We start from the raw sequence: 24443 nt of genomic DNA, 5'->3' as shown, positions 1-24443 counted from the left end.
CAGTGTATCCGTTCACTCTAGAAGAAGCTCTGTTCAATTACGACAATATCGCCAGGAGACACTTTCTGGCTTAGTGAGACTTTTTTTATGGTTTCGCCATTTTGGCTTTGTGTGAGATGAATATTGCTACGAGAGGCTCTGTCTGTTAGCCCTCCGGCAATGGCAATGGCTTTTTCAATGGTCAATCCAGGTTGATATTCAAAACTACCGGGACGCCTTACTTCGCCATTAACATAAAAGGCGCGGAACTTATTAATCGAGACCATGACTTTGGGGTTCACTAAATAGTCCCCTTTTAGCTTTTGCTCGATCTCTTCTTTTAGTTCTTTAGGGGTTTTCCCTTTTACCAGCACTCGGCCTAAATAGGGGTAGTCAATTTGGCCATCGGAGGTGAGTAAAATATTGGGAATCGATAAGTCATCCTCGCCATACACCAAAATGGATATCGAATCGCCACTATTTAGTTGGTAGCCCGCGTCGGATATTGATGCAGAGACATAGGGTGCCAGAATCAGACTTAACCCTAGTAGCACCTTGAGTAAAAATTTCATGTTTGCTCCATGCTTATAACGACAGCCTAGCGGTCACTGTCCAAATGTGTTGATCAAAGCTGTATCCAGACCAGTTGGATGTTTTGTCTTGGTACTGCCAAGCCGCGTCAATTCTCGCCCAGCGCCGGAATTGGTATTGGGCTTCTGCGCTAAGCTGAAACCGCTCTTCCTTTCGTAGTACGCCACTTTGGTAGGAGCCAGTGTAATCGTCTTGTTGATAGAGTCCTTTTAGGGACGTGACGAAATAACTGTTCCATGCTTGGTCAAGCTGAAGTGAGTAGCGAGTTTGTAGGTTGTAGTCACCGTCTTGTTCTGGATTGACCGCGGCTTGCGTGGTTAACAAAGTCCAGATCGTATGCTCTTGAGGTTGCCAACTGAGGCCAATATCCCAACTGAGTCCTTCGAATGTAGCGCGTTGCTTGTCATCAAACTCCTTGATCTGATAGCCGAGCTTGGCGGTGCCTTTGGTTTTACCGGTTATTTCCCAACTAACACCGGTATAAACAAAAGTACTGGTTCCATCGCGTGAGGCAACGGATTCTCGTTCATGTAAATACTCAGTGAGGTGAAGCTGGGAGCCGACTAACCAATACGTTTCAGGGCGCAGACGATAGTAGAACTCACTATGGAGAGACGGGGTTCTAAAATCGCTGTATTTGGTTGCTGTCAGAGTGCTGGTGCCGTTTTCATATTTGGTAAACGTTTTGTCTAAATAGTTAAGGCCAAACTCTAGCCTTCCTTGCGAACCAATAGCACCAAACACATAGTTACTTTTCAACTGATTCGATTGAAATGTGATGAGCTCTGGAAGTGCTAAGGATATTTGTTCACCTTCGGTCAGACCTTCTCCACGCGTTTCGTGACCCAAGCGGAACTGGTAATCCAAAACCAAACGATTACGATGATTAAAAGTAAAATAATTGGTTGTTTGAAACTTGTGGTCTAAATAGTCATTCTGCTCATCTGAAGAACGGCCAAAATCTGCAACATAAATAAAATCCGCTTTGTACTGATTTCGGTCAATCCTTGCCAATAGGGCGGGTTTTACACCTATCGTGGAGACATGAGAGGATTCAGCTTCTTGCTTGGCGATATTGTCATCAAATCGATAGTAAGTATGAAGTGTCGGGATAAACTCAATGCCGGATTCGGTCGTAAACGCAAGTGGCTCGACCGCACCCACCCAAACGGGTAACAAACCTAAGGCAAATCCGGTATAGCGTTTCATCGTCATTCCTTTTACTAAGTATTGGCTGTATGGCTTAGTAAGCATTAGAACCAGTAAAGCCTTTAAACACGGTGAGAAAGATGATTTTGATGTCCATCCAAATTGACCAACGATGGATGTAGTCCAAGTCGAACTCAACGCGCTTTTCCATTTTGTCTAGGGTGTCGGTTTCGCCACGATAACCGTTGATTTGCGCCCATCCTGTGATGCCTGGTTTTACCTTATGGCGAAGCATGTAGCGATCAACGATCTGGCGATATTCTTCGTTGTGCGAAACCGCATGAGGACGAGGGCCAACAATGGACATGGTTCCTTGAAGTACGTTAATGAACTGGGGCAGCTCATCGAGTGACGTACGGCGCAGAAAACCGCCAAATGGTGTAATCCGAGGGTCATTTTTTGTTGCTTGTTTTACGTCAGAGCCTTGCTCCATGGTCGTCATGGAACGAAATTTCCATACGCGAATTTTGCGTCCATCTAGACCATATCGATCTTGCTTAAAAATCACGGGACCGCGAGATGTGCACTTGATACCAATGGCGATTGCAATGAGGATTGGTGAAATTAACAGCAGTATTAGGCTGGAAAAAACGATATCTTCAAAACGCTTAAGCCATGATGAAAAACCGGCAAACGGAGTGTCAAAGACGCTGAGAGTTTGGACTTGCCCAATCTGATCCCAACGAGAGTGAAGCAGATTGTAAGTAAAGAAATCAGGAATGAGATAGGTGTTTGCGGTGGTGTCTGAAAACTGGTGTAGAAACTTGGCGATACGTTCGTTAGCGTGCATTGGCATCGCAATATAGACGTAATCGACTTCGCCATTTTTCGCTTTGCTCAATGCGTCTGCAACATTGCCTTTGATCGGATAGTCTGCATTGCTCTCGTCTCGCTCGACGGTTCTTTCATCATAGAAACCTTGAAAGATCACGCCGTGCTCAGTGTGATTTTTTAGTTCATTGGCCAAGGTGATGCCATGCGGTGTTTGGCCAACAATGATAGCGGTACGTGTGTTTAGTCCCAAGCGACGGAGGTAAGATAAAGTCGAGCGAAAAAGTATCCTCCAGCACATGAGTAGAATCGGTGTAATAAGTAACCAAGGGGTTACAATATCTTCGTTGTAGGTATCCAGAGTTTTGGTGAAGAAGTGAATGGCAATTTGCAGCAAACTTGTTGCTAGCCACGCTGCGCAGGCCAAGGTGAGCTGTTGTCGAATCGAACTGGTACGCCATGAGCGATACAGCTGCGCGCTTTCGGCAAAGAGAATAAAGATGAGCCCTGAGACGATTGCTAACATCAGGTAGTCTTTTGGAATGGCAGCCAAATGATAAAGTGTCAGCAAGGCCATAAAGCCGATGATGATCGTTAGATCTGCCAAGCGATACAGAAAAGAAAATTCAGTCTCATGTGAGCGAATCAATCCTTTGTTATTCATAATGTCATTCCGTCAAATTTGGCACGCTACCGCCCTTGAGTGTCGTTTCTCAATGTCGTGCTAACAGTTCAATGTGATGGTGTCTGTTGTTTGATATGACGCAATTTGCCTCGCGAAATATCAACAACAGTTGCAAGGAAGTGTAAGAATTTGAGTGAGTTTGGTTAGTGGAATTAAGAATGAAATTTCGACCTTCGGTTAATAGACCTAAATCATAAAAATCTAATACCTAAAATCGAGAAAACGAGAAAAGTGTTAGTTATTGCGGAATGAGAAAAACTATAGTGCAAGATGCTAGCGGAGAATAATCAGTAGAAAGTGTCAGAAATACAAAGAAATGTCGGTATAGCATAAAAAACAAAAAAGCCTCTTATCTAGGAAGAGGCCTTTAAAGACATGAAGATTAAAATAGTATTAACGCTCTACGCCTTTTTCATTAAATAGGCGCTTGCACGCACGGCCATCGCTGTGGAATAGGTGGCAGCGATGAGCTGGGATACCAATTTCTAAGCGATCGCCAGAATCCACGTCCAACGTATCTGGTTGGCGGTAGATTACATCCGCATCGGCACTCTCTAGGTTGAGGTAGACTTGCGTTTCATTACCCAGCTTCTCGACGATCATCACTTCACCATCGATCACTGCGTCGCCTTGTGCAGAGGAGACTAGGTGCTCAGGACGTACTCCCAGAGACATGCGATCACCTTTGTTGACGGTTGTTCCATCCACAGGGACCCAGAAAGTCACGCCGTTTGATAGCTTAACTTGAACGCGTTCGCTCTCTACATCCACGATTTGCACACTCATAAAGTTCATTTTTGGCGAACCAATGAAGCCAGCAACAAAACGATTTTCAGGGTAATGGTACAGCTCTAGGGGTTTACCAACTTGAGAGACAAAACCGCCATCGAGTACCACGATTTTGTCAGCCATGGTCATTGCTTCGACTTGGTCGTGCGTAACGTAAATCATGGTACAGCCAAGTTGACGTTGCAGTTTGGTAATCTGGGCACGCATTTGCACGCGTAGAGCTGCGTCTAGGTTAGACAAGGGTTCGTCGAGTAGGAACACTTTTGGCTGTGAAACAAGGGTACGACCAATTGCCACGCGTTGACGCTGACCACCCGAAAGGGCTTTTGGCAGACGCTCGAGTAGGTGGCCAAGTTGTAGGATTTCAGCGGCTTGCTCTACGCGTTTGTCGATCTCTTTTTTGTCTGCTTTCGCTAACTTAAGGCCGAATGACATGTTGTCATAGAGATTTAGGTGCGGATAAAGTGCATAAGACTGGAAAACCATGCCTACGCCACGTTTCGATGGCTCTACATCATTCATACGCTCTTCACCGATATAAAGATCGCCAGAGGTGATGTCTTCTAACCCTGCAATACAACGAAGCAATGTCGATTTACCACAACCCGATGGACCGACAAATACTACGAATTCGCCTTCGTTGATCTCAAGATCAACGTTTTTAGAAATCAATACGTCGCCATACGCTTTACAAACATTTTTTAACGTGACACTCGCCATTTAGCTCGTCCTCGATCAATTTTTTTATAATTCACTGTCCATCATTATATGAATTATGGAGCCGGACAGTAACAGTAGGAATCGGTAAGTTAAGCAACAGTAAGAAAACAGGGCGGCACTTTAAAAATGGAGTTCCTATATTAAAGTGCCACCCATCATAGCCAAATACGAGTTTTCTCCCCCACATTCATCAAGATGTCTCCCCCGTGAATAACAAACTACCACTAACATCTTAACTAATGACATTCCACTCGTATGGCAATGAAAACCAGCAAAAACAGTGACCAAGTTGGCCTGCTGGGAAAGGGTTCTTACCATCCACTCTTGGATGGGTGCAGTTTCTTCGATATAGCACTTGCCTACATCCTCCTACGGCAATTAATTGTAGGGGGAGTAGAAAAGGAGGAGGGCGGGCTACGCCTCTTCCCCCAGAGTGGGCAAATATCACAATAATCGCGTCATTAAATGTGAATTCGATCGCATCGAGTGCCGTTTTTGTGATTTTGCTCTCTTACCTCTGACGATGTAGATCACGAAAATACGCCATAATATCTGGGGCGTAGAGGATAGGAGGATGAGACAGAGCAGGTTTTTTCAGATGATATACGTCGAAATACGGCTCATCCTCTGTGGAGTAGCCCTACATCAAAATATAAAAAGGATACGAACATGAAAAATGCTCTAAGCGCTGTCGCACTAGGTACTCTTGTTGCACTGGGTTCTTTCGGTGCACACGCTGCCATTGAAGAAGGACAACTGACTATCTGGATCAACGGTGACAAAGGTTACAATGGTCTAGCAGAAGTAGGCAAAAAGTTTGAAGCAGACACAGGTATTAAAGTGACGGTTGCTCACCCAGATGCGCTGCAAGATAAATTCCCACAAACGGCAGCAACGGGTGACGGTCCTGATATCGTATTCTGGGCGCATGACCGTTTCGGTGGTTACGCAGAAGCGGGTCTGTTGGCTGAAATCAAACCTTCTAAACAAGTTCAAGAAGGCATTGTGGATTTCGCATGGGACGCAGTGAAGTACGATGGCAAGATCATCGGCTACCCAATCGCGGTAGAGTCTCTATCTCTTATCTACAATAAAGATATCGTTCCAAACCCACCAAAGAGCTGGGAAGAAGTGGAAGCGCTAAACGCGAAACTGAAGAAAGAAGGCAAATCTGCCATCATGTGGAACCTAAAAGAACCGTACTTCACATGGCCACTAATGGCAGCTGATGGTGGTTACGCGTTCAAATACACTTCTGAAGGTTACGACGTTAAGGACGCAGGCATCGCGAAAGATGGCGTGAAAGACGCAATGAACTTCGTTAAATCGCTGGTTGAGAAAGGCATCATTTCTCCAGACATGGATTACTCAGTCTCTGAATCTGCATTTAACCAAGGCAAGACGGCGATGACCATCAACGGTCCTTGGGCGTGGGGCAACATTGAGAAGTCTGGTATCAACTACGGTGTGACTACACTGCCTAAGTTCAATGGTCAATCTTCTAAGCCTTTCGTTGGCGTTCTTACTGCGGGCATCTCAACGGCATCACCAAACAAAGACCTAGCGGTAGAGTTCATTGAGAACTACCTACTGACAAATGATGGCCTACGTATGGTGAACAACGATAAGCCGCTAGGTGCTGTTGCACTGAACTCGTTCCAACGTGAGCTTGATGCAGATGCTCGTATTGCGGCGACAATGGACAACGCAATGAACGGCGAAATCATGCCAAATATCCCACAAATGAATGCATTCTGGGGTGCGGCGAAAAACGCGATCGTTAACGTAGTGGATGGTCGTCAAACTGTGGATGCTGCTCTGGCTGACGCAGAAAAACAAATGACAAAATAATGTAACTTTTTAAGGAGGGGGTAACTCCTCCTTACTTTTCTTTCTTTTTATATATATCGCTAGCAGGTTCCCTATGCAGTCAGTTCAAGGTACAGATGCTATGACAGCTCCAGCAGCCAGCCTGCCGGGCAGCAAAAAAGTGTTTATTAAATGGGCGCTTCTTGGCACGGTCGGTCTTATTAATGGTTATGCAACGATTCTAATGTATTCTCGCGGTGAGGTTGCTTTTGCAATGTTGACCGTGATTCTTACCGCATTGGCGTTGTATGTGTTTGGTAGTAAAAAAACTTACGCTCATCGCTACATTTATCCGGGTATTGCCGGGATGATTTTGTTCATCCTCTTCCCTTTGGCATACACCGTTGGTCTTGCGTTTACCAACTACAGCGCTAAAAACCAGCTTTCTCTCGATCGTGCACAAAGCGTGCTTTTGGACCGTACTTTCCAAAGTGGTGAAAGCTATCCGTTTACGCTGTATAAAACCGATTCTGGTCACCGTATTGTCATTAAAGATGGCGACGTCCTACTGTCGACACCTGAGTTTGTTCTTGGCAGCGCCATCAGCGATCTAGACCTTTCTCCAGTGGATGCGGTGACAGGCACAGAAGAGCCGATTAAGACTATTGTTAGCAACCGTACTGCACTGAGCAGCATCGATTTGCACTTTGCTAATGGTGATGACATCCGCATGAGTGGCTTACGCAAGTTTGCTGGTGTGGTGCCGCTTTACACCATGCAAGCGGATGGTGAAACGCTGAAGAACAATCAGACTGGCGAACTGCTCAAGCCGAATATGGACGTGGGTTTTTACCAAGCGATGGATGAAGCAGGCAACTTTGTTGGCAACACCGTCTCTCCAGGTTTTGTGGTGCAAATTGGTACCGATAACTTTGAACGTGTTTGGAAAGATGACGGCATCAAAGAGCCATTCATCAGTATCTTTATCTGGACAGTGGTTTTCTCAATTCTCACCGTAGTGCTCACTCTCATGATTGGCTTGGTGCTGGCGAGTGTCGTGCAATGGGAAGAGCTAAAAGGCCGTGCTATTTATCGTGTATTGCTGATTTTGCCTTATGCGGTTCCTGCGTTTATCTCAATATTGATCTTTAAAGGTCTGTTTAACCAAAGCTTTGGTGAGATCAACATGGTGCTAAAGGCGCTGTTTGGCATCAGCCCGAGTTGGTTCTCTGATCCCATCATGGCAAAAAGCATGGTGCTGATTGTGAACACTTGGCTTGGCTTCCCTTACATGATGATCCTTTGTATGGGTCTATTGAAAGCGATTCCAGAAGACTTGTACGAAGCCTCGGCGATTGATGGCGCCAATTTCGTGCAAAACTTCACTCGTGTGACGTTGCCGCTGATGATTAAGCCGTTGACTCCACTGCTCATTGCAAGCTTTGCATTTAACTTCAACAACTTCGTCATGATCCAGTTGTTGACGCAAGGTGGTCCAAACATGATTGGTACTTCAGAGCCTGCGGGTTACACCGACTTGTTGGTGAGCTACACCTACCGCATCGCGTTTGAAGGCGGCGGCGGCCAAGACTTCGGTTTGGCAAGTGCTATCGCAACACTGATTTTCCTACTGGTTGGCGCGCTGGCTCTACTTAACCTGCGTTTCACAAAGCTGTCTCAGAACTAAAGGTAAGGAGCATACAACATGGCAATGGTACAAGGTAAATCACTTAAATACCGCGTATGGGCAACCCATATTGCGTTGTGGACCTTCTTATCGATGATCATCTTCCCTTTGTTGATGATCGTGGCAATCTCGTTCCGTGAGGGTAACTTCGCGACAGGTAGCTTAATTCCAGATAACCCGTCATTGGAGCACTGGAAGCTGGCTCTTGGTTTCTCCGTGACGAATGCAGATGGCTCTGTTACGCCACCGCCATTCCCAGTTCTCACTTGGTTATGGAACTCGGTAAAAGTCGCAGGTATTACATCGATTCTGATTGTTGCGCTTTCAACGACGTCGGCTTACGCATTTGCTCGTCTACGCTTTAAAGGTAAGGAGACTATCCTAAAAGCGATGATGATTTTCCAAATGTTCCCGGCAGTATTGGCGCTAGTGGCCCTTTATGCTTTGTTTGACAAACTTGGCCAGTATATTCCATTCCTTGGTTTGAATACGCACGGTGGTTTGATCTTCTCTTACCTTGGCGGTATCGCACTGCATGTTTGGACGATTAAGGGCTACTTTGAGACCATCGATAATTCGTTAGAAGAAGCTGCAGCATTGGATGGCGCTACGCCATGGCAGGCATTCCGCTTAGTACTTCTACCTTTGTCTGTGCCGATTCTTGCGGTGGTCTTCATTCTGTCGTTTATCGGTGTAGTAGGCGAAGTTCCTGTGGCATCTTTGCTACTTTCTGATGTAAACTCTTATACATTAGCGGTTGGTATGCAGCAGTATCTCTACCCTCAAAACTATCTGTGGGGTGACTTTGCAGCAGCAGCGGTGCTTTCAGCGTTGCCAATTACCATCGTATTCTTACTTGCACAACGCTGGTTAGTAGGTGGTTTGACTGCCGGTGGTGTTAAAGGTTAATCCCTTCTTGCGATTAACTTAAGGATAAGAATAAGAGCGACCGTATCAGGTCGCTCGTTTTATTACTTTTTATTACCCATTTGGTTTGGCCGCCGATCTAGTAATAGAAAGTATCATGGCGTTACGCATAGCTGGCTGTTAGCTTTGTTCCTTACGATTATCACTAACAGTGTTTGTAACCAATTGCCTGAGTTTGTCCTCAGGCTTTTTTGTATCTGATGTTTTTGTCTTGATAGTATGTACAAAGGACGCAAGCAGAGTAACCATTCCTACTTTAGTCGCATAGTTGAGATGAGATCTGATGCGTATCAGTTCACAGAAATAGTTGTAGAATGCTAAACAGGTCGGATAAGGTTCTGATCTAGCTCAAAACTCTTTACTCGAAGGTGCGCAGCCAAGGTACTGAAGGAGGGTGTACAAGCTTTCTTGTTGCAGAGCGACTCGACGGAAAAGATCGGCAAACGTCACGTCACCACCAAAACAGGTTTGGATATAGTGATTGATTTCGTCACTGGCGTATCCTTCCACATACATGGTGCGCACCCACTGATATTCGACCGACTTGAGATTCGCCAGTGTGCTTTCACTTAATGTGGTTTCCCTTAGTTTCAATGTGTTGTCTCATGCTCAGTTTCGTTGAGCGATTAAAACAAACCAAAATGACGCTTTTATGACGTTTTGATGTTGGAATGATGTCGAAACAGACGAGCGTGAGTCCTTAGCTTAGGTCACACGCTCGATGGTAGGGTGAACTATTTGAGGTATTTGACGTGCGCTTCCATCTCTTCACCGATTTCTTTACGCATATTCATCAAGCGAATCGCAGATTGCTCGAGGGCTTTATCTTCGTCGGTTTCAGGAATCCATTTCTGAATGGGTGTGGGTTGGCCATTTTCATCAACAGCGACCATGATAACAATGCAATGTGTGGTGAGTCGGTTTTTGAGATCTTTGGGATCGCTGGCCTGCACATCAATGGCAATGTGCATCGAGGTTGTCCCTGTGTAAATCACCTTGGCGCTGACTTCAACCAAGTTACCTACATGTATCGGTGCGACGAAACGAATGCCACCCGCGTAGGCTGTAATACAGTACTTGCCACTCCACGCAGCAGAGCAGGCATAGGCGGCTAAGTCGATCCACTTCATTACAGCGCCGCCATGGACCTTTCCACCAAAATTCACATCCCCAGGTTCTGCGAGAAAGCGCAGAGTAATATTGCGTTGACCACGACTCATATGCCAATCCTTAACATGTCATTATTGTGTTTATTTGATAACAAAAATGTTACTTGTTAGCAATGAGTTTAGCGTATAGACGCCAAGGCGCGCTTGTTACGCATGACAAGGAATTATGAAATGGTGGCGGAGGTGACTTCCGACTGAACCATGGCTGTTTTTTTGCGAGGTTTCAGTTGCGAAAGAATCACACCGAAGATCACCAATAACCCACCAACAAAGTGGTAAAGGTGTACCTGCTCTCCCAGCATACTGGTCGCTAAAGCCACTGCGACGACCGGAAGCAAATTCATGAACATTGCGCTTGATTCTGCGCCAATGCTGTCGATGGCTTTGACCCACATCCAAGGTGCAAGAATGGAGGCCGCGACGCCCGCATAAAAGATCAAAGGCAGAGCTTCTGCACTAGGTAGCAACTGCTCGCTGGTCAGCCATAATGGTGTCAGCATCGCAACGGCAAACAGACCTTGCATGTAAATCAGCGTCCAATTGGAGAACGGCATTTTCCAGCGTTTCAATAACACGCAGTAGGCGGCATAGACAATCGCGGCAAGCACCATCAGTCCATCCCCTTGTGTGACAGGTTGTTCAATAAAGAAGGCCACATCACCTTGGCCAAGCATGTAGGCCAAGCCAAACAGTGAAATGGCGCCGCCGATAAGGCTAAGAGCAGACACTCGTTTGCCTAAAAGAGGCACACTGAGAAAGACGCTGATCAAAGGGACCAATGAGGTGATCAGCGACATGTTCGACGCGCTGGTGGTTAAGCCTGCGTAGTAACCTAAAGATTGGTTTAACACCATGCCTAACGTTGCCAAAAAAGCGAGTTTGCTGAGATAGGGTTTTATCTGCTGCCATTGGCGGATCACATGAGGTAGGCAAAATGGGGTGAGAATCGCCATGGCCACAAACCAACGATAAAAACTCATCGCACTCGGCTCAATAGCCGATGCTGCCAACTTATTAACAATGGAGTTGCCGCCCCAAATAAGAACAGTAAAAAGTGGAAGCAGATAAACCATGAGAACTTACTCGCAGAATGACAGTTGTCAGATAGTTTGTCAGGTCGTTATAATTACAAGTATCTCTTAAAAGACATTGCGCGTGATAGGAAGACAAGTTTGAAAAAGTCCCCTCGACATCTTCATCCCTCGTTATCAATCGATACTCCACCATCTGATGTGTTTATGAATTTCGAAGAATTTCTCTCGAATACAGAAACACGGGAACACAGCCACACTTGGGGTCAGGTTCAATTGATCAGTGGTGGAATCTTAGAAATGGAAGCGCAAGGAACCCGCTTTTTAGCGCCGCCTCACCTGGCGATTTGGGTACCACCCGGTATTATGCACCGCAGTTTCAATCGACGACCATTGGAGTATTGTTCACTCAATATTGCCAAACAGCTGACGGATAAATTTCCCGCCAAAACGTGTCTTATTCAGGTCACCCCGATCGTGTCGGCCATTATCGATGATTTTCGTCTGCGCGATATTAACGTGGCGACCGAAGAGTCGGATAAGCGATTGGTGCAAGTTCTGCTCGATCAACTGGCAACCAAAGAAACCCAACACCATTTTCTACCGTCATCCGATCACAAGTACTTAGCGCCTATTTTGGCTCATGTAGAAGAGAATCCAACGGATACGACGAGCTTGTCAGAATGGGCAGAAAAAGTGCATACCACGGAGCGAACATTAGCCAGACACTGTCAGAGTGAACTTGGGATGAGCTTTACTGAGTGGCGTTTACGCGTGCGTTATCTGTACTCGATGGAGTTATTGCGCAAGGGGCAGACGGTGAAGGAAGTGGCATTGACGCTGGGCTATAACCAAGCCAGTCCTTTTATCAGCATGTTTAAAAAATACTCCGGGCAAACCCCGGAGCAATATAAAAACCGCCTGTTATAACTGGGTGATCACGTAGTCGAGACCGCCCACGATTGCGGCAACTTGTGCATCATCACACTCTTGTGCGGTCACTTTCGGGCTATCTGGGTACACCTCTGTCGTGGTGCCAAATTGGCAACGAGCCACGCCACCACATAAACCTAGCTGCACCATTGGGTAGTGAATGACACCGTGTTGAATGACCGGAGAACCGATGATTTCACCATTCTCATCGGCAGGGGCGATATGCGTGACACGCGATACCGATTCAATCACCGCAGCTTGGAACTCTGGCTGAGGATTTTCAGTATCCGCAACGGTGTAAAAGCCGTCTGGGATCATCCCTTCGATATAGTCGATGCCATCACGAGCAGCGAGCGCGGGGCGGAACTCGCTCTCATCGGTGTCTGTGGTTTCGTGCAGATCAAAATGAACCAAAATCGGGCCTAGAGTGGCGACTAAGCGCATCAGGTTTGCTGACTCTTCGGCGGGGCTCTGTGCGTAAAACGAACGGTTAGGATCAACTGCATTTGGGTTCCAGCGATTGATGGTTTCGTAACCCCAAGGACTGATACAAGGTGTACAAACCAAGTTGAAGTAAGGTTCGTATCGGGTGGCTTCGGTCGCCATAAACTTGAGAGCGCCATGCACACCACTGGTTTCGTAACCGTGCACGCCACCTGTGATCAATACGGTTGGTTTATTCTCATCCCAAGCTTTGGTTTTTAAGCAGTAAAGCGGATAGCGGGCGGGATCGTAGGAGAGGGCGCCGTACTGTTCAAGCTCAAACTCTTCGGCCAAAGCAAGAATCTTAGGGACAACTTCAAGCTGATATTCACGCTTTATGTTGGTTTGCTGTCGCCATGCGAGGCGTTCCTCATCTCCCCATTTTTGTCCTGCAATGCCAATTGGATATGTTGAATGCGTTTTCATTGAGTTCCCTATTGAGGCTGAGCGGTAGATGTACGCAAGGTTAGATCGAGTTCCCTTGAGATACAACCGCAATACGAGGCTTACTCAATTTTTTGCACAATATTCACTTGGCGACACCGAAGAGCGCTGTTACATTTTGAAATAATTCGAGTTTATTTATGAGAAATCAATTATGGCTGGAGCAAGTCTATTAACGCTTTTGGATGATATTGCAACGGTGTTAGATGATGTCGCGGTGATGTCGAAAGTCGCCGCAAAGAAAACCGCTGGTGTATTAGGGGATGACCTGGCGCTAAATGCTCAACAAGTGTCGGGTGTGGCGGCAGAAAGAGAAATTCCGGTCGTCTGGGCGGTCGCGAAAGGGTCGTTCAAAAATAAATGCATTTTGGTTCCGGCAGCGCTGCTTATCAGTGCCTTTATTCCTTGGCTCATCATGCCTTTGTTGCTATTGGGTGGTCTGTTCCTGTGCTTTGAAGGTGCGGAGAAGGTACTGGAAAAGTTGTTTCACTCTTCTCATCAAACCGAAAGCAGCAGTGCAGAGCCAGCAATAGAGGACATTGAGCAATACGAAAAACAAAAGATTGCAGGCGCCATTCGTACTGATTTCATTTTGTCAGCAGAAATCATCGTCATTGCGTTAGGTACTGTGCAGGGGCAAAGTACCATGACACAAGTGTTGGTTGTGAGTTTGATTGCGTTGGTCATGACCATTGGTGTGTATGGTTTGGTGGCTGGCATTGTTAAGTTGGATGACCTTGGTTTCTATCTCGAGAGAAAATCGCAAGGCAAAGGAGCACTCAATAGCATGGGCCAAGCTCTGATCCGATTTGCGCCAAAACTGATGAAAGTACTAACGGTCGTCGGCACTGCGGCGATGTTTTTGGTGGGCGGCGGCATTGTTGTGCACAACGTCCCTGCGGTTCATCATTGGATTGAACCTATCATCATGAATTTATCGGACCTATCATTTGTCAGCGCCATCGTTCCTACCTTACTAAATGGGTTAGTCGGATTGCTCGCTGGGTTACTGGTTGTTGCTGTGTGGAGCTTAGTAGCAAAACTGCGTTCTTCGCAAGCCACCCATTAAACATCGGAGACTTCACAGACTCGATTGCGGCCTTTGTGTTTCGCGAGATACAAGGCCGCGTCTGCTCTTTTCATTAGCGCATCCCAGTCGTCTCCGGGGATCAACTGCGCCACACCAAAGCTCGCCGTCCATGTCTCTCTTTGTTTCGGCGCAAACCGCGTTTCAGCAATTTTCTGCCGGAGTTTCTCGGCAACCAAAACCGCACTGTCAATCGGTGTGTCAGGAAGCACCACGAGAAACTCTTCGCCGCCAATACGAAACGATATATCTTGTTTACGCAACTGACTCGTGAGTAGCTGGCCAATGCCTGAAAGAGTTTGGTCTCCCACTTGGTGGCCATATTGGTCATTGATGCGCTTGAAGTGATCAAGATCGAGAATAATGATGGATAGCTCAGCGCCTAAGCGGCTTGCTCGAGAGAGTTCTCTGGGAATCATCTCCTCCATTGCTCTGCGGTTGTAAATATTGGTTAAGGTGTCTCTGAGAGAGGTTTGGTAGATATTGGTAATCAGCCGCGCATTGATCATCCAAGGGAAGGTGAAGCCCAGCGTCAGGATCAACCCGATAAGGGCGAGGAAAGAGAGCTGATGAACGCTACTGGCAAACATAAAATCCACGATCTGTGAGCTCATGTAAGTCACATAGGTTCGAAACAGCATCCAGAGTGCCAACGTCACAAAGGCCGCGAGTAGCAGCCCAATGGCTAAGGGGTTGTCTTGAGCACTTCCTTGCCGGACGACGTAAGCGGAGAGTGAGCAGCAAAGCGCGATATACAGACTTACCGCGATGATCCGTACATTGGTGGAAACGGTTATCTGAGAAAAGTAGACCAGTGAGACGACCAGTACTGGCAGAAAGAAAAAGGCAATATGTGAGGCGAGCGGAGGAGCGGAACGAAAGCGCTGTAAGCTATAGACTATCAGGGTGAACCCTAAGCAAATCGTGCTATTGGCGAATACTTTAGATAACCAAAGTGAGGTACTGTTACCAAAACTCAAGGTAAAAAAACCGATGGCAATAGCGAAAACCGCAGCGGCTAAGGTTACCAGGCCATGAACATTTTTCTGGATCGATTGCAGCATCAAAATACCGAATCCGTATGTGACACAGATCAGTACCGTGACAATAGACAAGGTTTTAATGTCCAGGTCCAATTCCATAAGCGGCCATTTATCAATTAACTATCATAAGTCTCCATTTAGCTTAGATGACGAATGGCAAAACTTAGAAAAAATGCCGCTGTTTTCAGCGGCATTTTGTTATTTGCTTTCACAACAAGGCGATTTAGGGTTACTTAACCTTCCACTCCATGCTTTCACCAGCGCGAATTGGCACCACAATATCACCACCAAATGGCATTGAAGCAGGAACAGGCCATGCGTCTTTTACCAACGTGATCGTGTCTTGGTTACGAGGCAAGCCGTAAAAATCTGGGCCGTTATGGCTGGCAAACGCTTCGAGATTTTCCAACTTGCCCGCTTGCTCAAACACTTCTGCATACAGTTCCACAGCGGCGTGAGCCGTGTAAGAGCCCGCGCAACCACAAGCGGATTCTTTTGCGCCTTTGGCGTGTGGCGCAGAGTCTGTGCCCAAAAAGAACTTCTTGTTGCCACTCGTCGCAGCAGAGATCAACGCAAGCTGGTGGGTGTTGCGCTTAAGAATTGGCAAGCAGTAGAAGTGGGGCTTGATGCCGCCCACTAACATGTGATTGCGGTTGTACAACAGGTGATGAGCGGTAATGGTTGCTGCAACGTTTTCATTGGCATTTTTCACAAACACAACCGCATCTGAGGTGGTGATGTGTTCGAGGACAATTTTCAAATCAGGGAAGTCTTGAACAATCGGCGTCAAAACATTGTCTAAAAAGGTTTTCTCGCGATCAAAGATGTCCACATCGTGCGTGGTCACTTCTCCGTGTACCAGCAACAACATGCCCACTTCTTGCATGGCTTGAAGGACAGGATAAATTTTCTTCACATCCGTCACGCCAGAGTCGGAGTTAGTTGTTGCACCCGCTGGGTACAGTTTTGCTGCGACTACAGCACCACTGGCCTTGGCTTTGCGTACTTCATCCGCTGTGGTGTTGTCAGTCAAATACAGTGACATAAGCGGAGAAAATTGTTCCGTTTGGTTATGTGCTTGAATGCGATCGCGGTAGGCAAGCGCCATTTCAGTCGTGGTGACGGGTGGGACAGTGTTTGGCATGATGAGTGCGCGGCCATTGTAACGGCTGATATCGCGAACGGTATCTGCCAAAACTTCGCCATCGCGCAAGTGTACGTGCCAATCATCAGGACGAGTAATAGTAAGTGTTGTCATTGTTGCTCCCACCATAGAAAAAAAATCCAAAAGGAGCCTAAACAAGAGAAAGCAAACGCTTCCGTTTAGGCGACAGGATGATATAGGAAAGTGCTGTCTATTTCACTTGCTTTTTCCGCTTCGCTCTCGAGGCGCTGTATTTTTGCTCTTAAAGGCTCAGTTTTGTTGCTATCTGAGAAATGGTGAGAATAGTGAGGTTCAGGTTTTCTCTGTGCTTTCAAACGACTATCATGGCAAATCACTAATAATAATCATCAAGGAAGCGTTCATGTCGTCAGCCACATTACAACAGATTAATGTTTATCCAGTGAAATCCGTTGGAGGAATCGCTTTAACGTCCGCTTGGGTAGAAAAACAAGGGCTTGCTTTCGATCGCCGATTTATGGTCGCGACCGCGCTAGGTGACATGGTCACTGCGCGTAAATATCCTCAAATGGTGACGATACGCTCCGCTTTGGTTGCTGATGGGATTGTTTTTACGTACCCAGACAAACCCGCCCTGATGCTGAAGTATCAAGACTTCAAGCGACAAGAAACACCGGCGCAAGTGTGGAAAGACAATTTCACCGCTTACACCACTACTGATGAAGCGGACGATTGGTTTAGCGATATCCTGGGGATCCGCGTTGAGCTGCTGTTCTCTGGGGAGCAATCGAATCGAGTCCGTGAGAAGCTCGGACACAATGTCAGTTTTGCGGATGGTTACCCACTGTTAGTCATTAGCGATGCGTCACTAAAAGAACTCAATCGACGCAGCCCGGAAACGCATTCGATGGATCAGTTTCGCACCAACCTAGTGGTGAGCAACTGCGAAGCATTTGCCGAAGATGGATGGAAAAAAATTCGCATTGGTGAGGTGATATTTGAAGCGGTGAAGCCCTGTGAGCGCTGTATTCTCACCACGGTCGATGTAGAGAAAGGGCAGTTTCGCGCCAATAAAGAACCACTGAACACCCTATTGACGTTTCGCGCCAATGAGCAAGGTGGCGTCTTTTTCGGACAAAATTTAGTGGCACTGAACGAAGGGATGATCCAAGTGGGAGACCGAGTTGAGGTGTTGGAAGTGAAAGGGAAAGAAGTCTATCCGGACAGTGCTTGTCACGACATTCGCCTTGCCTGCGTCGAAAAAGAGACCATTGCACGGGATTTCGTCACGTTTTGGCTCGAACCAGAACACGGGCAGCTACCTGCGTATTTGCCAGGGCAGCATTTGCCAGTAGAAATCACCGTTGATGGTGATACCGTCTCACGTCGTTATACCTTATCGTCGAGCCCTTCTCGGCCAGGAAGGTACGCCATTTCCGTCAAACGTATTGACGGTGGACGAGTGTCAAATTGGCTGATTGATCATCTTGAGGTAGGTGATGAGCTGTTTGCACAATCCCCACAAGGGCAGTTCCATATTCAAGAGAACAAACATCAACCTTTGCTGCTGCTCTCCGCGGGTAGCGGCGTAACGCCAATGTTGTCGATGTTACGCTATCTTGCGGATCATGATCTTGTTGAGGATGTGGTGTTCTATCACCAATGTCGTTCCGTTGAAGATATCCCCTGTAAAGAGGAGCTTGATGCGCTGAAATCACGCTATCCTGGGCTCACGGTTAAAATCTCGCTCACTCAAGCACCGATCGATTGGTTTGGTCTCAAAGGGCGCTTGAGTTTATCGCATCTTAAACAGATCAAGGAGGTGGAATCTCGTCAGGTTTTTGTGTGCGGCCCCGATGGCTTTATGCAAAAAGCGAAGAATCTATTGCTGAAAAAAGGGCTGCCTGAAAGCCATTATCATCAAGAAGCGTTTGGTGTTTCGACGTCGCCTAACAGTGAGCGCAAAACGGTTGAGCTGGAATTTAATGGTGAGACGTTTACGGCTGATAATCAGCAAACCTTACTGGAACACGTTGAAAATCATGGTTTGACGATCGCGCATAGCTGTCGAGCCGGTTTTTGTGGGGCGTGCAAGGTGAACGTCATCAGTGGGCAAGTGCATCAGCCTGAGGTTCCTGCGTTGACTGAGCAAGAGAAACGCGAGGGCAAAGCGCTAGCATGTTGTTGCGTGCCTCTAACGGATGTTCGTTTTCAATCTCTGTAGCGACGCTTAGATTAAGTAAGTCAGAAACAATGACCTCGCTTAAAGCGAGGTCATTGTTTTATCTCGATTTCAGAGCTCATTTCTCATTGAGCTTGGTCAATCCTAAACTCGATTAATCGTAGATAGTAGGAATAGGTTGGCGTTTGTGTTGCGTGGCTTTGTAAATACTCACTAGACGTGCACTGACGGCTTCAGAGACGGGTTTGCCTTCCAAGAAATCATCAATCTGTTCGTAGGTCAGATTAAGCGCATCTTCATCGGCTTTTTGTGGTGCCAGCTCTTCTAGGTCTGCCGTTGGTACCTTTTTAACCAAAAGTTCCGGTGCTCCAAGTGTTTCTGCGACAAGACGAACCTGACGTTTACTCAAACCAAACAGTGGAGCTAAGTCACAAGCCCCGTCACCGAACTTAGTGTAAAAACCCGTGATGTTTTCTGCAGAATGGTCGGTACCGAGTACCAGGCCACCCACATAACCAGCAATTTCATACTGAGCCACCATGCGAGCGCGTGCTTTGACGTTACCTTTAACGAAGTCGACTTTGGCTGCGTCTTGTGGGATAAGACCAGTCCCCTCTAACGCAACATGAGAAGCTGCATGTAAGCCATCGACACCGGCTTTAATGTTGACGGAAACAGAATGCGTTGGTTGGATAAACGATAGAGCAAGTTGCGCTTCGTCTTCGTCTTTTTGTTCGCCATAGGGCAAACGCACTGCGACAAACTGATAGTCATTGCTGTTTGATTCTTGGTTGAGTTGATCCACAGCAACCTGAGCGAGACGGCCACAAGTGGTTGAATCGACGCCACCGCTGATACCAAGGACAAGCGATTTACAACCAGATTCAACCAGCTTCTTTTTGATGAAAGCGACACGACGCTCAATTTCGAAATGCGGATCAATGGCTGGAAGCACACGCATTTCATCGCGGATGAGTTGTTCCATTTAGGGTTCCTTTTCCTGCAAGCTAAACTAGCCTAAGTGGCGACAAAGGCACAAATATCAAGGCTAGTATTACAAAATAACTATGACTGGTAGTATCATACCCGATTCGTTTTATTAGAAAACTCTCTAACCCGAGTAAATACCGTTTATGTTGAAAATCGCCGTCTTTGGCAGTGCTTTTAATCCTCCTAGCCTTGGTCACCTGAGTGTGATTGAATCACTTTCCCACTTTGATTTGGTTCTTCTTGAACCTTCCATTGCACATGCATGGGGCAAAGAGATGCTTGACTACGCAGTTCGTTGTGAGCTTCTGGACGCATTTATCCAAGATCTCACGCTGTCGACAGCGAAGCGTTCCAACATTGAGCAAGAGTTATACCAGCCAGGTGAAAGTGTCACGACGTACGCCTTGCTAACACGAATTCAAGAAATCTACCCCGAGGCCGATATAACCTTTGTGATTGGCCCTGATAACTTTTTCAAGTTCGCCAATTTTTATCAAGCGGAAGAGATCACTCAGAAATGGGCGGTTATGGCTTGTCCGGAAAAAGTGCAGATTAGAAGTACAGATATACGTCATGCGATCGATTGTGGGGACGATTTGGCGGAATTAACCACACCATCCGTAAGAAAATTATTGATAGAACGGCAGTTATATAAGACAATTCCGTAGTTTAGAGAGGTCTGATGAGTATGCTAAAAAGAACGTTCCTATGTTGCATTGTATCGATGTTGTTTGCCAAGCAAGCAGCAGCGTCTTGTGCATTGCTGGAAGAGCGTTCAATTATGCTGCAAGACAGTGCCATGGAAATTTGCACGTCACTCGAAGATAAAATCAATTTCTTGAAAAACAATGCGATGGTTTGGCTTAATGATGACAAGCAAGAAACACAAGAAGATTACTGGGGTGAATGGGCGTTAAAGCCAAAAGATAACCCGGTCTTGACGCAAAACCTCTCTGATAAGCATTTTGGTCTGGGTTTCTGGTTGCCGGAAGAGTATGAAAACCAAGTGGCGAGTATGACAACCGAAGAGTGGCTACGAAGTCATGGTTTAATGTTCAGCATTGGCTTGGGCGATAAAAAATCCGGTGAACCGAGAATGCGCTTTGATTATCGCTGGCATGAAACTTCTGAAGCCGACGTGATGATGCAAATAGAAGTGCCTTTCTAATCTCAACAACAGAAGCTCTTTGTAAGAATCTCAATAAAAACGCCAGCAAACTGCTGGCGTTTTTATTGAGATTGAGTGTGGCGGTGGTTTTCCTCGCAGAGGAGCGTTCCACTTCTTTTACAACGTCTTGCCTAATAACATCTTGCAGATCACGTTGCATTGTTGTTCATCGCCGCTAAACAGTTCGCTGACCACTTGTTCTTTTTTTCCACCGGAAAGCATGCGCTTTTGTGCCTCGCGAACCAGTAGTGCCATATGCCACTCTTTATCAAGCTCATGTGACTGAGGGGACCAACGACTCAACTGTTTACACAGTTTAGATGCTTCGAACAGAGGACGGATTTGTGTCGCTTCACGTTTGAGTACCGCGAGCAGTTCAAGTTGTTCTTCTGAGCGAGGAGCAATCTCAGCCAGTTTGTTAAAAATTGCTGAAGATAAAGCCGAGAGCGTGACGTATCCAGCGCTGTACGGAAACGTTTCTCGAACTCTTACAGAAATATCCAGAGTATCGAGCTGTGTACCCGGAAACAGAGAGATGGAACACAAGCTGTTTTGTGGAATCCAAAATGACTGGTTCGGTTGCAGGCAAAACTCTTGTTTTCCCATTTTAATGAGCGCCAATCCTGAACGTACAAGCAACCACTTGTGCTTCAATGAACGCTTTCTTGCCATCGCAGTTAAATGGCTGAAAGACTCACGTTTAAATTCAATGGCGTAGTTCATGTTGGGTACCTCAAATCATGGGGCGCTAAGGTTACCTTTTAGCGTGAGAAATGCCAACCTCAAAAAACAGGGAACGAACTAAGGCACTATTTGTCATATTTGTGAGTTGACTGGTATGACCTTAGAGAAACAACGGCTAAGGTAGCTGCGAGCGTTGCCAACAATGCGTAGAATGTGCCAGTTTTTTTTAATACGACAAGAATAATGACAGACAACATTGACCCATATTTAGAAATTCGTCCTTATAACGACGAAGAGATTTCTGCAGCACTCGACCGTTTAGTGCAAGATGATGAATTCATTAGCGCTATTTTGCAGCACCGCTATGCCAATAGTTCGTCTTGGTTTAGAGGTTTAGTGGCGCCATTTCTGAAGTTCTATCTGAAAAGAAAATGGAACAAGCTTGATTCCGTTGAAGCAATACAGTTAGTTGTAAAGAAGTATCTAGAACAGACGCTGAAGACAACCACTGATGGCGTGAATTACACCGGGTTAGAAAAGCTGGATAAAGACAGCGCCTATTTGTTTATCTGCAACCACCGTGACATTGCGATGGACCCTGCTTTGGTGAACTATGGTTTGTTTAAGCATGGCCATAAAACGGTGCGCATTGCGATTGGTGACAACCTACTGAAAAAGCCTTGTGCCACTGAGCTGATGAAGCTGAACAAGAGTTTTATTGTCAAACGTTCCGTCAAAGCGCCACGCGAAATGATGAAAGTGCTGGGTCAGTTGTCGTCTTATATCAAGCATTCCCTTGATACGGGCAATTCCATTTGGATTGCACAAAAAGAGGGCCGAGCGAAGGATGGTAATGATTTCACCGATCCTGCGATTTTGAAAATGTTTCATGTCGAAGGGCGCAAGCAGAAAATCGATTTTGCTGAATACATGAAGTCATTGAGAATTGTGCCAGTGTCGATTTCTTATGAGAACGATCCCTGCGATATCGCAAAAGCGAGAGAGCTGTACGAAAAGGCGACCAATGGCCGTTATGAAAAAGGTGAGTTTGAAGACATCGAAAGCATAATTCAGGGCATCGTTGGATACAAAGGGCGTGTTCAAGTGGCCTTTGGTGATGTCATCGTGGATGACTTTGCTACACCAGAAGCATTAGCCGAAGAGATCGACCGTCAGATACATGAACATTACCATCTATTCCCCATCAATAAGTTGGCGGCAGGTTTGGAAGATGACTCGATTACCGACGCGGTGCGAGCTTCGCTTACAGAGAAGCTTCTGCAGCTGCCTGAAGGCGCGCAGAAGTACTTAGTGGCGAGTTATGCTAACCCTTGTAATAACAAGTAGCATAAGCGCCTAAAACAAAAGCCAGCATCACTTCACACTGCTGGCTTTTGTCTATCAACGGGATGTCAAAGAGGGAAAGCACGTGGCTTTATCTCGCCACCGCGCCCCCTAAGTCAAGTTCACTTGGCCACTTGCTGATACGATTTCCTCCGAGGAAAATATGGCCTTTGACGGTCATTTTGTCTGGGAATTCTGTCAGTGCAGAGCCGCCTATGTATAAATTGCCTTCCACTACCAGATTCTCAGGCAGAGCTTTGATGGGGGTGCGAATGACACTCAAGTCTCCTTTCACACGTAAGCCAAATGGCAGCTTTTCTAACGGCGTATCGGTGAGATTCAAATATCCCCCAAGCGTGATGCCAGCGGGCCAGTTTTTAATTTGAGACCCCAATAGGTTGGCGTACCCTTTGATGGAGGTGCCTGGATAGACCATTGCGAGTTGACTGTTACTTGCCTCTAGACTGCCTTCGATTGAGAGATCTTTCGGCAAGTTCTTTATTGTGGTGCTACCAATATTGAGATTGCCTTTGACCGTTAGGCCATCTGGAAGTGAGCTGTAAGGCTTATTACGCAAATCCAGATTGCCGTAGTTATCGAGATGATTCAGAATTTGATAGTAGTCGAGAGGAACCGCCATGGTAACCGTGGAAAAGAAAAGGGCCAGTGATGTGACGAAAAGTGTGTTCATCGCGATGTCCATTTGGGGTGAATCTTGTGCTCTAGGCCATAAAGCCTATCTCATCGCATTGTAGCGTACTAATAGAAGTTGGAGAGAGTGTATGCGTCAAAATTGGGTAACAGGTATCACTGCGATTCGTGGTTTGGCTACGCTGATGTTGTTGCTGTTTAGCTCTGTGCCTGCGGTAGCAAAAACGGTATCGACAGGGGACAAGGTCGTGGCCGTGGTGGCAGCAGAAACGCCAGCACGCTTACGGGTGTGTTATTACCAAGATCAAGCGTATTCCATTGGTGCGGTATTGAATGTTGAAGGTGTGTTGCTTGAGTGTGTTGCGGAAAAGAGTTTTGAAACCAACGGTGCACTGAAGTGGCAGCAGATCAAAATAAAAGACGAGCCTAAATCGTAGGCTCGTCTAAGAATAACGTTAGGGATTAACGTGATAAAGAGCGGCTTTTCAGTTCAAAAATCAGTTTCTCTGCACTCACTTCGAATTTAAAGCGAGCAGTGAGCTCAGTGGCGTCATCAGTCAGCTCTGTGGTGTTGTATTCCACATTTTCGTTTACTGCTTTCGCCAGCTCTAGATACTTGGCAAATTCCGCTTGTAGCAACTCTTTTGAACCAGCGTAAATTGTCACGTCTGCAACGTCATCGCCTTCTTTGATGATAAAGCCAATTTCACCAGCGCAACCACACGCTTCACATACTTGGGTTTCTTCGTGTTCAATGCTCATAACGAATCCTCACTTAAAAAAGGGATTATACTCAACTCGTTTTTTTTTCAATAGAAATAAATGGAACAACTTGGATAAAAAAATATCGGTATGCTATGTTGTTTGTTGAGAGGGTTAAGCAGAGATAACTTTAGATTTTGTTAATGGACGATGTGATCCGAGTCAATAATTTACCGGATTTC

Annotated in this window: 24 protein-coding genes; 10 read left to right on the top strand and 14 right to left on the bottom strand. The window is 46.4% G+C overall.

Features of this window, described 5'->3' with window-relative positions:
- Positions 1–17: 17 nt before the first annotated feature.
- The 4 genes from AOT11_RS23195 to malK form a co-directional block, all read right to left on the bottom strand.
- Entirely contained in the window at positions 18–551 is a 534-nt protein-coding gene (locus AOT11_RS23195) for a polysaccharide biosynthesis/export family protein (RefSeq protein ID WP_017422402.1), read from the bottom strand.
- A 13-nt stretch (positions 552–564) separates the two neighbouring features.
- Positions 565–1779 (bottom strand): outer membrane beta-barrel protein, encoded by a 1215-nt coding sequence (locus AOT11_RS23190; protein ID WP_017422403.1) that lies wholly within the window; start codon positions 1777–1779, stop codon positions 565–567.
- A gap of 34 nt (positions 1780–1813) precedes the next feature.
- Positions 1814–3214 (bottom strand): undecaprenyl-phosphate glucose phosphotransferase, encoded by a 1401-nt coding sequence (locus AOT11_RS23185; RefSeq protein WP_017422404.1) that lies wholly within the window; start codon positions 3212–3214, stop codon positions 1814–1816.
- A gap of 414 nt (positions 3215–3628) precedes the next feature.
- Positions 3629–4744, bottom strand: a complete 1116-nt coding sequence (gene malK / locus AOT11_RS23180; RefSeq protein ID WP_011082430.1) for a maltose/maltodextrin ABC transporter ATP-binding protein MalK — start codon at positions 4742–4744, stop codon at positions 3629–3631.
- Positions 4745–5413: 669 nt separating this feature from the next.
- On the opposite strand from malK, the gene malE reads away from it, so the two are divergent.
- The 3 genes from malE (at position 5414) to malG (ending at position 9149) form a co-directional block, all read left to right on the top strand.
- Positions 5414–6595: a maltose/maltodextrin ABC transporter substrate-binding protein MalE gene (gene malE / locus AOT11_RS23170; protein WP_017422406.1), complete on the top strand. Its 1182-nt coding sequence runs from the start codon at positions 5414–5416 to the stop codon at positions 6593–6595.
- Positions 6596–6668: 73 nt separating this feature from the next.
- Positions 6669–8240 carry a maltose ABC transporter permease MalF gene (gene malF, locus AOT11_RS23165; protein WP_017422407.1) on the top strand — a complete coding sequence of 524 codons (1572 nt, stop codon included), beginning with the start codon at positions 6669–6671 and terminating at the stop codon, positions 8238–8240.
- Positions 8241–8258: 18 nt separating this feature from the next.
- On the top strand, positions 8259–9149 hold the full coding sequence (gene malG / locus AOT11_RS23160; RefSeq protein ID WP_017422408.1) for a maltose ABC transporter permease MalG: 891 nt from the start codon (positions 8259–8261) through the stop codon (positions 9147–9149).
- Positions 9150–9515: 366 nt separating this feature from the next.
- Here malG and AOT11_RS23155 read toward each other — a convergent pair whose 3' ends face one another.
- From AOT11_RS23155 to AOT11_RS23145, 3 genes are all read right to left on the bottom strand, one after another.
- Positions 9516–9761, bottom strand: coding sequence for a hypothetical protein (locus AOT11_RS23155; RefSeq protein WP_017422409.1), 246 nt, complete (start codon positions 9759–9761; stop codon positions 9516–9518).
- Positions 9762–9901: 140 nt separating this feature from the next.
- Positions 9902–10387: an acyl-CoA thioesterase gene (locus tag AOT11_RS23150; RefSeq protein WP_011082435.1), complete on the bottom strand. Its 486-nt coding sequence runs from the start codon at positions 10385–10387 to the stop codon at positions 9902–9904.
- A gap of 113 nt (positions 10388–10500) precedes the next feature.
- A complete protein-coding gene (locus AOT11_RS23145) occupies positions 10501–11409 on the bottom strand; it encodes a DMT family transporter (RefSeq protein WP_017422410.1) in 909 nt (302 codons plus the stop codon).
- Between the two features lie 99 nt (positions 11410–11508).
- Here AOT11_RS23145 and AOT11_RS23140 point away from each other — a divergent pair, with 99 nt between their 5' ends.
- Positions 11509–12297 (top strand): AraC family transcriptional regulator, encoded by a 789-nt coding sequence (locus AOT11_RS23140; protein WP_026050763.1) that lies wholly within the window; start codon positions 11509–11511, stop codon positions 12295–12297.
- Here the strand turns inward: AOT11_RS23140 and AOT11_RS23135 are convergent.
- Complete coding sequence (locus AOT11_RS23135) at positions 12292–13209, bottom strand: M14 family metallopeptidase (RefSeq protein ID WP_017422412.1); 918 nt, start codon at positions 13207–13209, stop codon at positions 12292–12294. The genes AOT11_RS23140 and AOT11_RS23135 overlap by 6 nt on opposite strands.
- A gap of 172 nt (positions 13210–13381) precedes the next feature.
- Between AOT11_RS23135 and AOT11_RS23130 the strand changes: the two genes are divergently transcribed.
- Positions 13382–14296, top strand: coding sequence for a DUF808 domain-containing protein (locus AOT11_RS23130; RefSeq protein ID WP_017422413.1), 915 nt, complete (start codon positions 13382–13384; stop codon positions 14294–14296).
- On the opposite strand, the gene AOT11_RS23125 is transcribed toward AOT11_RS23130, so the two are convergent.
- The gene (locus tag AOT11_RS23125; RefSeq protein WP_017422414.1) at positions 14293–15456 is read right to left on the bottom strand and encodes a GGDEF domain-containing protein; all 1164 of its coding nucleotides are present in this window, start codon (positions 15454–15456) and stop codon (positions 14293–14295) included. The genes AOT11_RS23130 and AOT11_RS23125 overlap by 4 nt on opposite strands.
- 130 nt (positions 15457–15586) lie before the next feature.
- On the bottom strand, positions 15587–16615 hold the full coding sequence (pyrC, locus tag AOT11_RS23120) for a dihydroorotase (RefSeq protein ID WP_026050762.1): 1029 nt from the start codon (positions 16613–16615) through the stop codon (positions 15587–15589).
- A 268-nt stretch (positions 16616–16883) separates the two neighbouring features.
- On the opposite strand from pyrC, the gene AOT11_RS23115 reads away from it, so the two are divergent.
- Positions 16884–18704: a hybrid-cluster NAD(P)-dependent oxidoreductase gene (locus AOT11_RS23115; RefSeq protein WP_026050761.1), complete on the top strand. Its 1821-nt coding sequence runs from the start codon at positions 16884–16886 to the stop codon at positions 18702–18704.
- 112 nt (positions 18705–18816) lie between these two features.
- Here AOT11_RS23115 and nadE read toward each other — a convergent pair whose 3' ends face one another.
- Positions 18817–19647 (bottom strand): ammonia-dependent NAD(+) synthetase, encoded by an 831-nt coding sequence (gene nadE, locus AOT11_RS23110; RefSeq protein WP_017422417.1) that lies wholly within the window; start codon positions 19645–19647, stop codon positions 18817–18819.
- Between the two features lie 148 nt (positions 19648–19795).
- Here nadE and AOT11_RS23105 point away from each other — a divergent pair, with 148 nt between their 5' ends.
- Both AOT11_RS23105 and AOT11_RS23100 read left to right on the top strand, forming a co-directional pair.
- Positions 19796–20320: a nicotinate-nicotinamide nucleotide adenylyltransferase gene (locus AOT11_RS23105; protein ID WP_017422418.1), complete on the top strand. Its 525-nt coding sequence runs from the start codon at positions 19796–19798 to the stop codon at positions 20318–20320.
- A 20-nt stretch (positions 20321–20340) separates the two neighbouring features.
- The gene (locus tag AOT11_RS23100; RefSeq protein ID WP_026050760.1) at positions 20341–20820 is read left to right on the top strand and encodes a hypothetical protein; all 480 of its coding nucleotides are present in this window, start codon (positions 20341–20343) and stop codon (positions 20818–20820) included.
- Positions 20821–20937: 117 nt separating this feature from the next.
- Here the strand turns inward: AOT11_RS23100 and AOT11_RS23095 are convergent, their stop codons facing one another.
- Positions 20938–21543: a hypothetical protein gene (locus AOT11_RS23095; protein WP_017422420.1), complete on the bottom strand. Its 606-nt coding sequence runs from the start codon at positions 21541–21543 to the stop codon at positions 20938–20940.
- Positions 21544–21747: 204 nt separating this feature from the next.
- Here AOT11_RS23095 and AOT11_RS23090 point away from each other — a divergent pair, with 204 nt between their 5' ends.
- Positions 21748–22851 carry a 1-acyl-sn-glycerol-3-phosphate acyltransferase gene (locus tag AOT11_RS23090; protein ID WP_026050759.1) on the top strand — a complete coding sequence of 368 codons (1104 nt, stop codon included), beginning with the start codon at positions 21748–21750 and terminating at the stop codon, positions 22849–22851.
- Between the two features lie 88 nt (positions 22852–22939).
- Here the strand turns inward: AOT11_RS23090 and AOT11_RS23085 are convergent, their stop codons facing one another.
- Positions 22940–23551, bottom strand: a complete 612-nt coding sequence (locus AOT11_RS23085; RefSeq protein WP_017422422.1) for a hypothetical protein — start codon at positions 23549–23551, stop codon at positions 22940–22942.
- Between the two features lie 79 nt (positions 23552–23630).
- On the opposite strand from AOT11_RS23085, the gene AOT11_RS23080 reads away from it, so the two are divergent.
- A complete protein-coding gene (locus AOT11_RS23080; RefSeq protein ID WP_017422423.1) occupies positions 23631–23936 on the top strand; it encodes a DUF1496 domain-containing protein in 306 nt (101 codons plus the stop codon).
- Between the two features lie 25 nt (positions 23937–23961).
- On the opposite strand, the gene AOT11_RS23075 is transcribed toward AOT11_RS23080, so the two are convergent.
- Positions 23962–24261 carry a YfcZ/YiiS family protein gene (locus AOT11_RS23075; protein ID WP_017422424.1) on the bottom strand — a complete coding sequence of 100 codons (300 nt, stop codon included), beginning with the start codon at positions 24259–24261 and terminating at the stop codon, positions 23962–23964.
- Positions 24262–24443 lie beyond the last annotated feature (182 nt).

Source organism: Vibrio vulnificus NBRC 15645 = ATCC 27562 (genome assembly GCF_002224265.1).
Lineage (GTDB): Bacteria > Pseudomonadota > Gammaproteobacteria > Enterobacterales > Vibrionaceae > Vibrio > Vibrio vulnificus.
Note: the sequence above shows the minus strand (reverse complement) of the source record. Positions and strands in the feature narration are given on the sequence as shown.

Bases quoted from the DNA above. Each gene is read 5' to 3' on its own strand.
- AOT11_RS23190 (WP_017422403.1), bottom strand. From the start codon at position 1,779: ATGAAACGCTATACCGGATTTGCCTTAGGTTTGTTACCCGTTTGGGTG.
- AOT11_RS23105 (WP_017422418.1), top strand. From the start codon at position 19,796: ATGTTGAAAATCGCCGTCTTTGGCAGTGCTTTTAATCCTCCTAGCCTT.
- AOT11_RS23090 (WP_026050759.1), top strand. From the start codon at position 21,748: ATGACAGACAACATTGACCCATATTTAGAAATTCGTCCTTATAACGAC.
- nadE (WP_017422417.1), bottom strand. From the start codon at position 19,647: ATGGAACAACTCATCCGCGATGAAATGCGTGTGCTTCCAGCCATTGAT.
- AOT11_RS23135 (WP_017422412.1), bottom strand. From the start codon at position 13,209: ATGAAAACGCATTCAACATATCCAATTGGCATTGCAGGACAAAAATGG.
- AOT11_RS23075 (WP_017422424.1), bottom strand. From the start codon at position 24,261: ATGAGCATTGAACACGAAGAAACCCAAGTATGTGAAGCGTGTGGTTGC.
- malE (WP_017422406.1), top strand. From the start codon at position 5,414: ATGAAAAATGCTCTAAGCGCTGTCGCACTAGGTACTCTTGTTGCACTG.
- AOT11_RS23125 (WP_017422414.1), bottom strand. From the start codon at position 15,456: ATGGAATTGGACCTGGACATTAAAACCTTGTCTATTGTCACGGTACTG.
- AOT11_RS23145 (WP_017422410.1), bottom strand. From the start codon at position 11,409: ATGGTTTATCTGCTTCCACTTTTTACTGTTCTTATTTGGGGCGGCAAC.
- AOT11_RS23080 (WP_017422423.1), top strand. From the start codon at position 23,631: ATGCGTCAAAATTGGGTAACAGGTATCACTGCGATTCGTGGTTTGGCT.
- malF (WP_017422407.1), top strand. From the start codon at position 6,669: ATGCAGTCAGTTCAAGGTACAGATGCTATGACAGCTCCAGCAGCCAGC.
- AOT11_RS23150 (WP_011082435.1), bottom strand. From the start codon at position 10,387: ATGAGTCGTGGTCAACGCAATATTACTCTGCGCTTTCTCGCAGAACCT.
- AOT11_RS23195 (WP_017422402.1), bottom strand. From the start codon at position 551: ATGAAATTTTTACTCAAGGTGCTACTAGGGTTAAGTCTGATTCTGGCA.
- AOT11_RS23100 (WP_026050760.1), top strand. From the start codon at position 20,341: ATGCTAAAAAGAACGTTCCTATGTTGCATTGTATCGATGTTGTTTGCC.
- AOT11_RS23130 (WP_017422413.1), top strand. From the start codon at position 13,382: ATGGCTGGAGCAAGTCTATTAACGCTTTTGGATGATATTGCAACGGTG.
- AOT11_RS23085 (WP_017422422.1), bottom strand. From the start codon at position 23,551: ATGGACATCGCGATGAACACACTTTTCGTCACATCACTGGCCCTTTTC.
- malK (WP_011082430.1), bottom strand. From the start codon at position 4,744: ATGGCGAGTGTCACGTTAAAAAATGTTTGTAAAGCGTATGGCGACGTA.
- malG (WP_017422408.1), top strand. From the start codon at position 8,259: ATGGCAATGGTACAAGGTAAATCACTTAAATACCGCGTATGGGCAACC.
- AOT11_RS23115 (WP_026050761.1), top strand. From the start codon at position 16,884: ATGTCGTCAGCCACATTACAACAGATTAATGTTTATCCAGTGAAATCC.
- pyrC (WP_026050762.1), bottom strand. From the start codon at position 16,615: ATGACAACACTTACTATTACTCGTCCTGATGATTGGCACGTACACTTG.
- AOT11_RS23185 (WP_017422404.1), bottom strand. From the start codon at position 3,214: ATGAATAACAAAGGATTGATTCGCTCACATGAGACTGAATTTTCTTTT.
- AOT11_RS23095 (WP_017422420.1), bottom strand. From the start codon at position 21,543: ATGAACTACGCCATTGAATTTAAACGTGAGTCTTTCAGCCATTTAACT.